This window comes from Streptomyces sp. NPDC033174, assembly GCF_055577795.1.
Window position 1 is genome coordinate 389294 of record NZ_JBVIPQ010000003.1, and the last position, 12037, is coordinate 401330.

A 12037-nucleotide genomic window follows, 5' to 3' on the forward strand; every position below is an offset into this window, starting at 1 on the left:
GCCGAGGGAGCCGGACGCATCGCTCACGCCGACCCGAGGAGGCCCCAATGCGCGCACTGACCTGGCACGGCAAGCGGGACGTGCGGGTGGAGACCGTGCCCGACCCCGTGCTGCGGGAGCCGACGGACGTCATCGTCGAGATCACGTCCACCGGGATCTGCGGCTCGGACCTCCATTTGTACGAGGTGCTCGGCCCCTTCATGGAACCGGGGGACATCCTGGGCCACGAGCCCATGGGCGTCGTGGCCGAGACGGGCCCGGCGGTCAGCTCGCTCAAGGCCGGGGACCGTGTCGTCGTGCCCTTCAACATCTCCTGCGGAACCTGTTTCATGTGCGCCCAGGGGCTGCAGTCGCAGTGCGAGACGACACAGGTCTCCGAGCAGGGAATGGGCGCCTCGCTCTTCGGATACACCAAGCTGTATGGCCAAGTACCCGGCGGCCAGGCGGAGTATCTCCGGGTTCCCTTCGGTAACACTCTCCCCGTCAAGGTCCCGCACGGCCCGTCCGACGACCGGTTCGTCTATCTCTCCGACGTCCTCCCCACGGCCTGGCAGGCCGTCGAATACGCGGCGATCCCGCCCGGCGGCAGCGTGACCGTGCTGGGCCTCGGCCCCATCGGCGAGATGGCGGCCCGGGTGGCCCTGCACCGAGGGGCCTCGCTGGTGGTGGGCGTCGACCTGGTGCCCGCCCGGCTGGCGCGGCCACGGGAGCGCGGTGTGACCGTGCTGGACCTCGGCGAATACGGCGACGAACTGGGTGACGCCATCCGTGACATGACCGACGGCCGGGGCACCGACGCCGTGATCGACGCCGTCGGCATGGAGGCGCACGGCGCGCCGCTGGCCAAGGCGGCCCAGTGGGCCACCGGTCTGCTGCCGGACGGCGTCGCCCAGTCGCTGATGGAACGGGCGGGCATCGACCGCCTCCAGGCCCTCTACACGGCGATCGACGTGGTGCGTCGGGGCGGCACGATCTCGCTGGCGGGCGTCTACGGCGGGATGACGGACCCGATGCCCCTGCTGACCATGTTCGACAAGCAGCTCCAGATGAGGATGGGCCAGGCGAACGTACGGCGGTGGGTGGACGACATCCTGCCGCTCCTCGTGGACGAGGACCCCCTGGGGGTGGAGGGGTTCGCCACGCACCACATGCCGCTGGAGCAGGGGCCGAAGGCGTACGAGATGTTCCAGTCCAAGGCGGACGGAATGATCAAGACTCTGCTGAAGCCCTGACGGCCGTCGCCGGTCAGCCCTCGGCGGCGCCGGCGGGGATCAGCGTGGTGACCAGCCGCCGCATCTGTCCGGCGGGGTCCGGCGCCCCGGTCCAGCGGGTCATCAGGAGGTGATGCACCGTGCCGACGAGGGCGAGCGCGACGGCCGCGGTGTCCGTGCCCTCCGGGAGGCGTCCGAGGCTCTGTTCGGCGTCCAGATAGGCGGTGATCCCGTTCTCGATGGTGGTGAAGCCGGGAGCGCCGGCCTCCAGGGCCTCGCGGATCCGCCGGGAGGCGTCGGGGCGGGTCAGGGCCAGTCCGGTGACCGTGGGGTCGAGGGAGTTCAGCAGCGCGAGCACGACCGTTTCCAGGTTGGCCGTCACGGTGGATCCCCCGGCCCGGGCGGGAAGCTCGTCGGCCTGCCGGGCGGTGCGCGCGAACCGGTTCAGGACCAGCTCGGCGACGAACTCGTCCAGGCCGTCGAAGTGGGCGTGCAACAGCCCTTTGGCGCAGCCCGCCTCGCCGGTGATCGCCCGGCTGGTCAAGGCCGAGGGCCCCTCCCGGGCGAGGACCCGCTCCGCGGCGTCGAACAGCCGCTCGTGGACGTCCGGTATGGCTACTCCGCGCGGTGACATGGGCCTCTCCTGGTACGGGATCGCGGCGCTCCCCGAGCCGGGGATTGCCAGTATGGGCGCGTGCCCATACTGTTTGGGCAGGCGCCCATACTATCGGCCGGGCGTCGCACCGGATCCAGTTGGGGGTATGCCGTGCAGCATGTCGTGAACACCGAACAGGCCCAGGCGTGGAACGGCTACGAGGGCACGCACTGGGCCGAGAACCAGGAGCGCTGGGACGCGGTGAACGCGGGCTTCAACGAGCCCCTCCTCGCCGCGGCGGCGATCCAGGAGCGCGACCGGGTCCTGGACATCGGCTGCGGCGCGGGGCGCACGACCCGGCTGGCCGCCGGGGCGGCAGTCCGTGGCCGCGCCGTGGGGCTGGACCTCTCGGCGCCGATGCTGGCCCGTGCGCGGGAGTCCGCCGTGCGCGAGGGTGTCGGCAACGTGACCTTCGCGCAGGGGGACGCCCAGGTCCACGCCTTCGAGCCGGACTCCTTCGACGTCGCGATCAGCCGCTTCGGGGTCATGTTCTTCGCGGATCCCGTCGCGGCCTTCACCAACGTCGCGCGAGCCCTGCGTCCCGGCGGGCGCGTGGCCTTCGTCGTCGCCGCCGAGGCCGGGGCGAACGAGTGGCTCCAGGCCCTGGCGTCCCTCGGCGGCATCCTGCCCATCGGTGACTTCGGTGCCCCGGGCAGCCCCGGAATGTTCTCCCTGGCTGCCCCGGACACGGCCGTCGCCGTGCTCTCGGCCGCCGGCCTCGAACACGCCACCGCCGAGCGGGTGGAGGCCGAAGGGATCTGGGGGCGGGACGCGGCCGACGCCGCCGACTTCCTGCTGGGATCCGGCCCAGGACGGCACCTGGCCGGTCAGGTCGACGAGGAGGCCCGGCACCGGGCACGCCTCACCCTCGTCGACGCCCTGCGCGGCCACGAGGCGGGCGGCGCGCTGCGACTGCGCGGCGCCGCCTGGCTGCTCAGCGCTCGGCGGCCGGAGTAGCGTTCCGCTGCGCGCGCGGGCCCGAGGGCCTGTCCGGGCGCGCCGTCATGAACGAGAAGGAGTGGCCGGCGGGGTCCGTGAAGACGCGGACGTCCCGCCGCCCGCCGGGGTCCTCGATGTGCACCGGCCGCGCCCCCAGGCTCACGGCCTCACGCTCCGCCTCGTCCAGGTCGCCCGGCTCGACGACGATGCACAGATGCGCCTGCTGGGAGTCCTCGGGCCGCGGCCAACTGGCGGGCGCGTAGCCGTTGTCCCGGCGGATCGCCACATGGACACCGCTCTGGCCGACCACTTCCACCAGATCGGGATCACTCACCCCCTGGATCTCCGCCCCGAGCAGATCGGCGTAGAACTCCGCCAGAGCCAGCGGCTCGGAGCAGTCCAGGACGAGCACGGCCGTCTTCGTCACAGTCATGCGATGCGGCTACCCGGTTGTGCCCAACCCATACGGCAAGCAGCGCACTTGACCACCTCGAAGACGGCACAAGACCCTCACGGCAAGGGGGTGCCGCCGGTGGCGTTGACGATCTCGCCGGTGATGTAACTCGCCTGCGGCGAGGCGAGAAAGACATAGGCCGGCGCCATCTCGGCCGGCTGCGCGGGGCGCCCCATCGGCGACTGCTTCCCGAACTCGGCCGTGTCCGGCATCGTCGCCGGGATGAGGGGAGTCCAGACCGGACCTGGCGCGACCGCGTTGACCCGGATGCCGTCGGACGCGACCATCTGGGCGAGCCCCTGCGTGAAGTTGACGATGGCGGCCTTCGTCATGGCGTAGTCGAGCAGATGAGGACTCGGCTTGTAGGCCTGCACGGAGGCGGAGTTGACGATCGACCCGCCCGCCGGAATGTGCGCAAGGGCCATCTTGGAGAGCCAGAACATGCCGTAGAGATTGGTGCGCATCACGCGGTCGAACTGTTCGGTGGTGATTTCCGAGATGCCGTCGGGCTGCGCCATCTGATACGCGGCGTTGTTGACCAGGATGTCGATCTTCCCGAACTCCGCGACCGCGCGCTCGATCAGCATCCGGCACTGTTCCTCCTCGCGGATGTCGCAGACCACCGCGAGGGCCCTGCGGCCCGCCTCCTCGACGAGCCGGGCGGTCTCCAGCGCCTCGCCCTCCTCGGACGGCAGATGGGTGAACACGATGTCCGCCCCCTCCCGCGCGTACGCGAGGGCGACCGCGCGCCCGATGCCGGAATCGCCGCCCGTCACCACCGCCTTGAGGCCGAGCAGCTGCCCGGTGCCCCGGTAGGACTCCTCACCGTGGTCCGGCGGCGGGTCCATGGGGCCCGTCCAGCCCGGGTGCGGCTGTTCCTGCGAGGGGAAATCGGGCTGCGGGTACTTGCTCACGGGGTTCTCGGTCCCGCGCTCCTCCTGTGCCATGACTCGCTCTCCCGGGTTGGGCGGCGCCTGACCGTCGCGCCGGCTCAGCGGCCGAGCGACTTCTTCAGCTCGTCCTTGTTCATCGAGGACCGGCCGTGGATGTTGCGGCGCTGTGCCTCCGCGTACAGCTGGTCGTACGTAGGGCCCTTGGCGCCGCTGTGCGAGCGCTGACCACCCCGCTTGGACGACGACATGTCGTCCAGGGAGCTCTTGCTCGCCGTGCGCGACTCGCCTGCTCGGGCCCGCTCCTTGTTCACCGTACGGGCCGCTATCTCCTCCGCCCGCTTCTTGGGCTCGCCCCTGTCCATCGCGCTGTCCTTGATGTGCTCGTACTGCCGTTCCCGCTTGGGACTCGAACCGCGAGGCATGACCGCTCCTTGTCCAAGTGATGTGTGAGGCATGTGGTGTGTGAGGTCTGTCTGTGGTGTCCGGTGGGGGAGAGGCGGGAGCGCGCCCCGGCGACCGCACGGCACATGTGCCCGCTGCGGCCACCGGGACGCGCCTCCCTGGGCCTCGGCCCTACCGGGTGGAGCGCTTGATGTGCTCCGTCGTCTTCTCTCCGACTTCCCGGGTCTTGCCCGAGATCTGCTCACTGCGGCCCTCGGCCTGCGTGCGCTCGTCGTTCATCGCCTTGCCGGCCGTTTCCTTGAGCTTGCCCTTGACCTGCTTGGCCTTCGCCTTCGCCTTGCTCATGCGCGTGTTCTCCTTCGAAAAGGGTGGAACGGACGTGACGTCTCCACGGTGCGTCGCTCACTCAGCGCTCGCAACCGGTGACGGAGAGCGGCACCCGTCGGCCCCCGGTCCCGGTCGCCCCGTCCGTGTCTGAAGCGGCACTGAGGGGGTAACCGCTCTGCACAGGCGCGAGTGGGAGGTGTCGGCAGTGGACGAGGGCCGGCTTTCGCCACGCGAGCGGCAGATACTCGCCGCCATCGAGAACGGCCTGCGCGAGGACGAGGCGCTGGACCGCAAACTCCGCTCCATGCACCGTGTCCCGCACGGCCCCGCCGATCTGGTCCGGGGAGTCCGCCGCCACACCCTCGCGCTGTGTGTCGCCCTGCTGGCCGTCCTGACGACCATCCTGCTCGTGGCCGCCGTTGCGACGAACTCCCCAGGCTTCATATGGGCGTTCGCCGCCGTCTGGGTGCTGACCCTGACCGGGCTGCTGCGGCTCGTCATCCGCTGGACCCAGCGCTGGTGCCAGGACACGCGGCGGCACGAAGACGACTGACCCACGCGCGCGGCCGCGTCGTCCCAGGGGCCGCGGCCCCTCACCGGTCGCTCCGCGACCCCGGCAGGAACTCCTGCACCTTGGCCTTGATCCCCTGCTTGAGCACATGGGCCCGGTTTCCGCCGTCCTTGCCCAGAGCCGCCGCCGTGGCCTCGATCTGCTCCCAGGTCGAGTGCGGCGGAATCGGCGGGACCTCAGGGTCGGTACGGAAGTCCAGTACCGCCGGCTCCTTCGCCGCCAGCGCCGCCCGCCAGGCGTCGGTCACATCGGCCGGGTCCTCCACGCGGATGCCCGTCAGTCCGAGCGAACGGGCGAAGCCCGCGTACGACAGATCGGGCAGGGACTGCGAGGCCTCGAACGGCGGGGCGCCGCCCAGCGCGCGCATCTCCCAGCTCACCTGATTGAGGTCGTGGTTGTTCCACACCGCGACCACCAGCCGCGGATCACGCCACTCGCCCCAGTACTTCGCCGCCGTGACCAGCTCCGCGAGGCCGTTCATCTGCATCGCCCCGTCGCCCACGAGCGCGATGGCGGGCCGGTCCGGATGGGCGAACTTGGCGCCGATCGCGTACGGGACGGCGCAGCCCATGGTGGCGAGCGTGCCCGACAGGGACCCCCGCATCGATCCGCGCATGGTCAGGTGCCGCGCGTACCAGTTGGTGACCGAGCCGGAGTCCGCCGTGATCACCGCGTCGTCGGGAAGGAGCCCGTCCAGGGCGTGGGCGACGTACTCGGGGTTCACCGGATCGGCGCTCAAAAGCGCCCGCCGCCTCATCACCGTCCGCCAGCGCTCGACACCGGAGATGATCCCCCGCTGCCAGGACCGGTCGTCCTCGCGCCGCAGCAGGGGCAGCAGCCGGCGCAGGGTCGCGGCCGCGTCGCCGACGAGATTCACCTCGTACGGATAGCGCATACCGATCAGTTGGGGGTCGATGTCGATCTGGACCGCCCGCGCCTGGTCGAACTCCGGCAGGAACTGGCTGTAGGGGAAGCTCGAGCCGACCGTCAGCAGCGTGTCGCAGTCGCGCATCATCTCGTACGAGGGGCGGGTGCCGAGCAGACCGATCGAACCGGTCACATAAGGGAGTTCATCGCTGAGCGCGTCCTTGCCGAGCAGGGCCTTGGCGACCCCCGCGCCGAGGACGTCGGCCACCTGCTCCACCTCGGCGCGGGCGCCCGCCGCGCCCTGGCCGATCAGGATCGCGACTCGCCGTCCCGCGTTGAGCACCTCCGCGGCCCGCTCGATCGCAGGGTCGTCCGGCACCGGCGCCCAGCCGCTGCGGTCGAGGCTGGACGGCACCATCTTGAACTCGTGGCCGGGCGGTTCGTAGTCCAGTTCCTGTACGTCCGCCGGGATGATGACGGCCGTGGGGGCCCGGCGCGCGTAGGCCGTACGGATGGCCCGGTCCAGCACATTGGGCAGCTGCTCCGGAACGGTGACCGTCTCCAGGAACGCGGACGCCACGTCCTTGAACAGGCTGTGCAGGTCCACTTCCTGCTGGTAGGAACCGCCCATCGCGGTGCGGTGGGTCTGCCCCACCAGAGCCACCACCGGGACATGGTCGAGCTTGGCGTCGTACAGGCCGTTGAGGAGATGGACGGCCCCGGGACCGGACGTCGCGACACACACTCCGACCCGGCCGGAGAACTTGGCGTATCCGACCGCCTCGAACGCGGCCATCTCCTCGTGCCGGGCCTGGATGAAACGGGGGTCGTTCTCGGCGCGGCCCCATGCAGACAGAAGACCGTTGATGCCGTCACCCGGGTAGCCGAAGACATGGCTCACCTCCCAGGCCCGCAGTCGCGCGAGGACATGGTCCGAGACCTTGACCGTCATAGGTTCCGCCTCCGTTTCGGCCGGGGTCGTACGCCTCAGTGGCTCGTGAGGTGCCTGCCCGGACGGAGTCGGATCATGTCGGTTCCTCTGCCGCCCACCATGGGCGAGCGGGATGCGCGGGGCCGGTACTCACCCGGCCGGCCAGGCGCCCTCACCGGCCAGGGCGAGGACCAGGGCGGCGATGTTCCACGCGTCGTCCTCGCCCCGGTGGTGACGGCCCTCCAGCGGCAGGCCCGCGATCCGGAGCGCCTGCGCCATCCCGGGGCGCTTGCGCAGCCCCCGGGCTTCGGTGAAGACGGCCTTGGCGTTGGTGTGCCGTGCGCCGAAGGGGTAAGGGGTGCCCGTCGCGCGGCACTGGCGGGTGAACTGATGCCGGTCGTAGTCGCCCCAGCTGGCCCACGGCCGCGCTCCCGCGCGATGGTCGGCGGCCAGGAGCCGGCACGCCTCGGCGAACCCCACCCCGGTGTCCACCTCCGCCTGGGTGAGTCCGGTCAGCTCGGTGCAGAAGGCGCTGACCTCCGACCGTGCCGGCCGTACGAGCACACGGTGACGGGCGATCCGCTCGCCCGCCCGGCGGTCGACGACGGTCAGGCCGATCTCGATGATCTCGCTGACGGCCCCGGCGGGAGGCTCCTTCTCCCAGCAGGTCGCTTCGACGTCGACGACGTTGAGGAGACGCTCCCCGGCGTACCCGTGTCCTGCGTCCCCCGTGTCCCCGTGGCTCATGGCGCCGAGCGTAGGGAGCCGGCTCCCGCCGGGCACCCGGTTTTCGGCGGAGGGCTCCGGTTTTCGGGGGAGAGCTCGTCGTCAGGCGAGGTCCAGGACGTCCCTGAGCGCGGTGACCGCGTGCGCTCGGTGCTCGTCGAGCCACCGCACGACGGCGTCCGCGTCGCCGTTCCGCAGGGCGTCGATGACCGCACGGTGTTCGGCCACCACACGGGCACGGTTGGGCTGCTGGGCGTAGTAGAGCGACCGGTAGGCGTCGGTGGAGTCCCACAGCGTGCCGATCAGCCGGACCAGACGGGGCATCCCGGACGCCTCGATCAGCGCGAAGTGGAACCGCCGGTTGGCCGCCGCCATGTCCCCGACGTCCCCGTCCGCGCCCGCGCGTTCGACCTCCGCCTGCGCCTCCTCCAGGACGGCGATCAGCTCGGGTCCCGTCCGGGTGACGGCCTGGCGGACGGCCTCCGTCTCCAGGAGCTCCCGGATGCGGTAGATCTCCTCCAGGTCCGCCAGGGACAGCTCGGTCACGAAGTAGCCCCGGTGGGCCAGGTGAACGACCAGGCCCTCGCCCTCCAGCATCTTGAGGGCCTCGCGCAGCGGCACCCGGCTCACGTCGAGCCGTGCGGCCAGGGCGTCCTGCCTGATCGGCTCGCCCGGACGGAGCTCCCCGCTGGTGATGGCGCGCCGCAGCTCCTCCAGGACGAACTGCTGAGCGGTCGGCGGGCGCCGCTTCTGCCGCACAGCGCTGCTCATCGCGTCATCGCCTCATCGCCCCTGACCTCTCCGTCTCGCCGGTGGGGTACATCTTCCTACGGGGCCGACCCGCGGGGCGCTGCCGGGAGGCCGAGTTCGGCGAGGAGGGCCTCGGTGTGTTCGCCGAGCCGTGGGGGAGCGGTCCGGTAGGTGGCCGGAGTGGCGGCGAGGGTGATGGGGTTGGCGACCTGGTCGACGGGCGTGTCGCGGGCCGGGTCGGTGATCCGCACCCTGGCGCCCAGCCCGAGACGCTCGGCGAGACCGAAGGCGGCGGCCAGGTCGTTGATCGGACCGCATGGCACCCCCGCCGCGGTGAGTTCGTCGAACCAGCGGTCGGCGGTCCGCTCCGACAGCGGGCCGGCCAGCTCGTCGATCAGCGGGCCCCGGTTGGCGACCCGGGCGGGGTTGGTCGCGAAGCGCTCGTCCATTGCGAGCTCCGGGCGTCCGATCCGCTCGCACAGGACCGCGAACTGCCGGTCGTTGCCGACCGCCAGCACCAGGGGCCGGTCCTCGGCGTCGAAGACCTCGTACGGCGCGATGCTCGGATGCCGGTTGCCCATCGCCCGCGGAACGACTCCGGCGCCGACGTACGCCGACGCCTGGTTGGTGAGCGCCGACAGGAGCGAGGTGAGCAGCGACACCTCGATCCGCTGGCCCTCGCCCGTACGGTCGCGGTGGCGCAGCGCGGCGAGCACTCCCAGGCCCGCGTGCAGACCGGTGATGACGTCGACGAGGGCGACCCCCGTCTTGGTCCCCGCGCCGCCGGGCTCGCCGGTCACGCTCATCAGCCCGCCCATCGCCTGGACCAGCAGGTCGTATCCGGGGAGGGCGGCCCCCTCGGCGGCGCCGAAACCGGTCACCGAGCAGTAGACGAGCCCGGGGTTGAGCGCCCGGGTCTCCTCGTACCCGAGGCCCAGCCGGTCCATGGTGCCGGGCCGGAAGTTCTCCACCAGGACGTCGGCCCGGGACACGATCGCCCGGGCGGCCTCCCGCCCCCGGTCGTCCGTCAGGTCGAGGGCGATGGAGCGCTTGTTGCGGTTGACGCCCAGGAAGTAGGTGGCCTCGCCGTCGGCGAAGGGCGGACCCCAGGCGCGGGTGTCGTCACCCGCCCCCGGTCGCTCGATCTTGATGACGTCGGCGCCGAGGTCGGCCAGCAGCATCGTCATGTACGGCCCGGCGAGCACCCGCCCGAAGTCGGCGACGACGATCCCGGAGAGCGCCCCGGCTCCCTGAGGAGCTCCCTGCTGGTCTGGCATCCCGATGTCCTTTCGCGGGTCGCGGGTCGCGGTCGCGGTCGCACGGCCGGTCCGTTCCCGGCCCCGGTCCGTTCCCAGGGAACCTACGCATCCCGCCGACCGAAATTCAATACTGGATCCAAAATCCGATCGGGGCCTAGGGTGCGGTTCGTGCCGGGTCGCCGTGGAACCCCGCACCGCCGAAGCCTGGAGGCCGCCATGAAGTCGTCGCCCGTCCACCCCTTCGACCTGCTCGCGATCGACGGGCTGCTGACCGACGAGGAGCGGGAGATCCGCCGGACCGTGCGGGCCATGGCGGAGCGTGAACTGCGCCCGCACGTCGCCGGCTGGTTCGAGCGGGGCGCCGTCCCCGCCCGCGAACTGGCCCTGCGCCTCGGTGGGATCGGTGTCCTCGGCATGCACCTGGAGGGCTACGGCTGCGCCGGCACCAACGCCGTCTCCTACGGGCTCGCCTGCCTGGAGCTGGAGGCGGTCGACTCCGGACTGCGCAGTCTCGTCTCCGTGCAGGGATCCCTCGCGATGTACGCCATCCGGGCGTACGGCTCCGAGGACCAGAAGCGGGAGTGGCTGCCCGGCATGGCCGCGGGCGAGAGGATCGGCTGCTTCGGGCTCACCGAGCCGGACGCCGGGTCCGACCCCGGCTCGATGCGCACCCATGCCCGGCGGGAGGGCTCCGACTGGGTGCTCAACGGCACCAAGATGTGGATCACCAACGGCTCGGTGGCGGATGTGGCGGTCGTCTGGGCCCGTACCGACGAGGGAGTTCGCGGCTTCCTGGTGCCGGCCGGCACCCCCGGCTTCAGCGCTCCCGAGATCAAGCAGAAGCTTTCCCTGCGGGCCAGCGTGACCAGCGAACTCGTCCTCGAAGGCGTCCGCTTGCCCGCCGACGCGATGCTGCCGGGCGCGCGCGGTCTCGCCGGTCCGCTCGGCTGTCTGAACGAGGCCCGGTTCGGCATCGTCTTCGGCGCCCTGGGAGCCGCCCGCGACTGCCTGGAGACGGCGATCTCGTACGCGGGGGACCGGGTCGTCTTCGCCCGCTCCCTCGCTTCGTACCAACTCACCCAGCAGAAGCTCGCCGACATGTCGCTGGAGCTCGGCAAGGGCATGCTGCTCGCCCTGCACCTCGGGCGCCTCAAGGACGCGGGCCGGCTCACCCCCGAACAGGTCAGCGCCGGCAAGCTCAACAACGTGCGCGAGGCGATCGGGATCGCCCGCCAGTGCCGCACGATCCTCGGCGCCAGCGGCGTCACGCTGGAGTACCCGGTGATGCGCCACGCCAACAACCTGGAGTCCGTCCTGACCTACGAGGGCACCAGCGAGGTCCACAGCCTCGTCGTCGGCAAGGCCCTCACGGGCGAGGCCGCGTTCCGCTGAGGACCCCACGACCGTCGCGACCCGGCCGGGGGAGTGAACCGCGGGACCCGGCCGGGGGAGTGAACCGCGGGACCCGGCCGGGCGAGTGAACCGCCACGAGCCTTTGTCGCCGCTCCCGGCGCGGCGCCGCGGCAAGGAGCCGCAGGGCCCGCAGGACGTGATCGCGCCCCGGGGTTAGCGTCGTCATCGTGCTCCGGTATGCCTTTCCCGCACCCCGGGGCCGCTCCCCGTCCGAGGCGCCCCAAGGAGTCGCGATGGCCGAGTTCACCGGCGACGACCATCCGCACCCCGACCCTCCGCCCCCCGACGCCGAGCACCCCGACCTCCTGCCCGTCGACGTCCCCAGGGCCGACGCCTCGCAGCCCTCTCGCCCGGCCCCCGCGGGGCCGCTGTACGTACCGGTCCGCGTGGGGCCCGCGGGCTGCGCCGTTCGGCTGTTCCGCACTCCCCTGGGCGAGCGGACGGTCGTCGGCTTCACCACCGAGCGGCTGCTGCTCGCGGTGCTCGGCGAGGAGCAGGCATGGATCCGGCTCTCGGAGCCCGCGCTGCGTTCCCTCGGCCGGCCCCTCGGCATCGACCGGGTGATGGTCGACGCCCACCCCGTCCTGGACGTACCTCCTTCCGGGTGACGCGGGCCCCCGGCAGCGGCCCCCACCGGGC

General features: G+C 71.8%; 14 protein-coding genes. 5 read left to right on the plus strand and 9 right to left on the minus strand.

The window, feature by feature from the left end; translation table 11 throughout:
• Positions 1-47: 47 nt before the first annotated feature.
• Entirely contained in the window at positions 48-1232 is a 1185-nt protein-coding gene (locus ACZ5VC_RS11900; RefSeq protein WP_469119913.1) for a zinc-dependent alcohol dehydrogenase, read from the plus strand.
• Positions 1233-1245: 13 nt separating this feature from the next.
• Here ACZ5VC_RS11900 and ACZ5VC_RS11905 read toward each other — a convergent pair whose 3' ends face one another.
• Entirely contained in the window at positions 1246-1845 is a 600-nt protein-coding gene (locus ACZ5VC_RS11905; protein WP_469119914.1) for a TetR/AcrR family transcriptional regulator, read from the minus strand.
• A gap of 132 nt (positions 1846-1977) precedes the next feature.
• Between ACZ5VC_RS11905 and ACZ5VC_RS11910 the strand changes: the two genes are divergently transcribed.
• Entirely contained in the window at positions 1978-2823 is an 846-nt protein-coding gene (locus ACZ5VC_RS11910) for a class I SAM-dependent methyltransferase (RefSeq protein WP_469119915.1), read from the plus strand.
• Here ACZ5VC_RS11910 and ACZ5VC_RS11915 read toward each other — a convergent pair.
• The 4 genes from ACZ5VC_RS11915 to ACZ5VC_RS11930 form a co-directional block, all read right to left on the minus strand.
• The gene (locus tag ACZ5VC_RS11915) at positions 2801-3238 is read right to left on the minus strand and encodes a VOC family protein (protein ID WP_469119916.1); all 438 of its coding nucleotides are present in this window, start codon (positions 3236-3238) and stop codon (positions 2801-2803) included. The two genes, ACZ5VC_RS11910 and ACZ5VC_RS11915, sit on opposite strands and share 23 nt — an antisense overlap.
• A gap of 77 nt (positions 3239-3315) precedes the next feature.
• Positions 3316-4206, minus strand: a complete 891-nt coding sequence (locus ACZ5VC_RS11920; protein WP_469119917.1) for an SDR family oxidoreductase — start codon at positions 4204-4206, stop codon at positions 3316-3318.
• 44 nt (positions 4207-4250) lie between these two features.
• Entirely contained in the window at positions 4251-4574 is a 324-nt protein-coding gene (locus ACZ5VC_RS11925; protein ID WP_468707789.1) for a plasmid stabilization protein, read from the minus strand.
• A 151-nt stretch (positions 4575-4725) separates the two neighbouring features.
• A complete protein-coding gene (locus ACZ5VC_RS11930; RefSeq protein ID WP_468707790.1) occupies positions 4726-4899 on the minus strand; it encodes a CsbD family protein in 174 nt (57 codons plus the stop codon).
• 187 nt (positions 4900-5086) lie between these two features.
• On the opposite strand from ACZ5VC_RS11930, the gene ACZ5VC_RS11935 reads away from it, so the two are divergent.
• Positions 5087-5434 (plus strand): DUF3040 domain-containing protein, encoded by a 348-nt coding sequence (locus ACZ5VC_RS11935; RefSeq protein ID WP_469119918.1) that lies wholly within the window; start codon positions 5087-5089, stop codon positions 5432-5434.
• Positions 5435-5474: 40 nt separating this feature from the next.
• Here ACZ5VC_RS11935 and ACZ5VC_RS11940 read toward each other — a convergent pair whose 3' ends face one another.
• From ACZ5VC_RS11940 to ACZ5VC_RS11955, 4 genes are all read right to left on the minus strand, one after another.
• Positions 5475-7271 carry a thiamine pyrophosphate-requiring protein gene (locus tag ACZ5VC_RS11940; protein ID WP_469119919.1) on the minus strand — a complete coding sequence of 599 codons (1797 nt, stop codon included), beginning with the start codon at positions 7269-7271 and terminating at the stop codon, positions 5475-5477.
• A 129-nt stretch (positions 7272-7400) separates the two neighbouring features.
• Complete coding sequence (locus ACZ5VC_RS11945) at positions 7401-7997, minus strand: 3'-5' exonuclease (RefSeq protein WP_469119920.1); 597 nt, start codon at positions 7995-7997, stop codon at positions 7401-7403.
• 81 nt (positions 7998-8078) lie between these two features.
• On the minus strand, positions 8079-8747 hold the full coding sequence (locus ACZ5VC_RS11950; protein WP_469119921.1) for a GntR family transcriptional regulator: 669 nt from the start codon (positions 8745-8747) through the stop codon (positions 8079-8081).
• A gap of 56 nt (positions 8748-8803) precedes the next feature.
• Positions 8804-10003 carry a CaiB/BaiF CoA transferase family protein gene (locus ACZ5VC_RS11955; RefSeq protein WP_469119922.1) on the minus strand — a complete coding sequence of 400 codons (1200 nt, stop codon included), beginning with the start codon at positions 10001-10003 and terminating at the stop codon, positions 8804-8806.
• A gap of 198 nt (positions 10004-10201) precedes the next feature.
• Between ACZ5VC_RS11955 and ACZ5VC_RS11960 the strand changes: the two genes are divergently transcribed.
• Together ACZ5VC_RS11960 and ACZ5VC_RS11965 are read left to right on the plus strand one after the other, a co-directional pair.
• Positions 10202-11377 (plus strand): acyl-CoA dehydrogenase family protein, encoded by a 1176-nt coding sequence (locus ACZ5VC_RS11960; protein WP_469119923.1) that lies wholly within the window; start codon positions 10202-10204, stop codon positions 11375-11377.
• 254 nt (positions 11378-11631) lie between these two features.
• Positions 11632-12006 carry an SAV_915 family protein gene (locus ACZ5VC_RS11965; RefSeq protein WP_469119924.1) on the plus strand — a complete coding sequence of 125 codons (375 nt, stop codon included), beginning with the start codon at positions 11632-11634 and terminating at the stop codon, positions 12004-12006.
• Positions 12007-12037 lie beyond the last annotated feature (31 nt).

Coding starts and splice junctions, on each gene's coding strand:
- ACZ5VC_RS11950 (WP_469119921.1), bottom strand. CDS start 8,747: ATGAGCAGCGCTGTGCGGCAGAAGCGGCGCCCGCCGACCGCTCAGCAG.
- ACZ5VC_RS11915 (WP_469119916.1), bottom strand. CDS start 3,238: ATGACTGTGACGAAGACGGCCGTGCTCGTCCTGGACTGCTCCGAGCCG.
- ACZ5VC_RS11920 (WP_469119917.1), bottom strand. CDS start 4,206: ATGGCACAGGAGGAGCGCGGGACCGAGAACCCCGTGAGCAAGTACCCG.
- ACZ5VC_RS11960 (WP_469119923.1), top strand. CDS start 10,202: ATGAAGTCGTCGCCCGTCCACCCCTTCGACCTGCTCGCGATCGACGGG.
- ACZ5VC_RS11945 (WP_469119920.1), bottom strand. CDS start 7,997: ATGAGCCACGGGGACACGGGGGACGCAGGACACGGGTACGCCGGGGAG.
- ACZ5VC_RS11955 (WP_469119922.1), bottom strand. CDS start 10,003: ATGCCAGACCAGCAGGGAGCTCCTCAGGGAGCCGGGGCGCTCTCCGGG.
- ACZ5VC_RS11925 (WP_468707789.1), bottom strand. CDS start 4,574: ATGCCTCGCGGTTCGAGTCCCAAGCGGGAACGGCAGTACGAGCACATC.
- ACZ5VC_RS11930 (WP_468707790.1), bottom strand. CDS start 4,899: ATGAGCAAGGCGAAGGCGAAGGCCAAGCAGGTCAAGGGCAAGCTCAAG.
- ACZ5VC_RS11940 (WP_469119919.1), bottom strand. CDS start 7,271: ATGACGGTCAAGGTCTCGGACCATGTCCTCGCGCGACTGCGGGCCTGG.
- ACZ5VC_RS11965 (WP_469119924.1), top strand. CDS start 11,632: ATGGCCGAGTTCACCGGCGACGACCATCCGCACCCCGACCCTCCGCCC.
- ACZ5VC_RS11900 (WP_469119913.1), top strand. CDS start 48: ATGCGCGCACTGACCTGGCACGGCAAGCGGGACGTGCGGGTGGAGACC.
- ACZ5VC_RS11905 (WP_469119914.1), bottom strand. CDS start 1,845: ATGTCACCGCGCGGAGTAGCCATACCGGACGTCCACGAGCGGCTGTTC.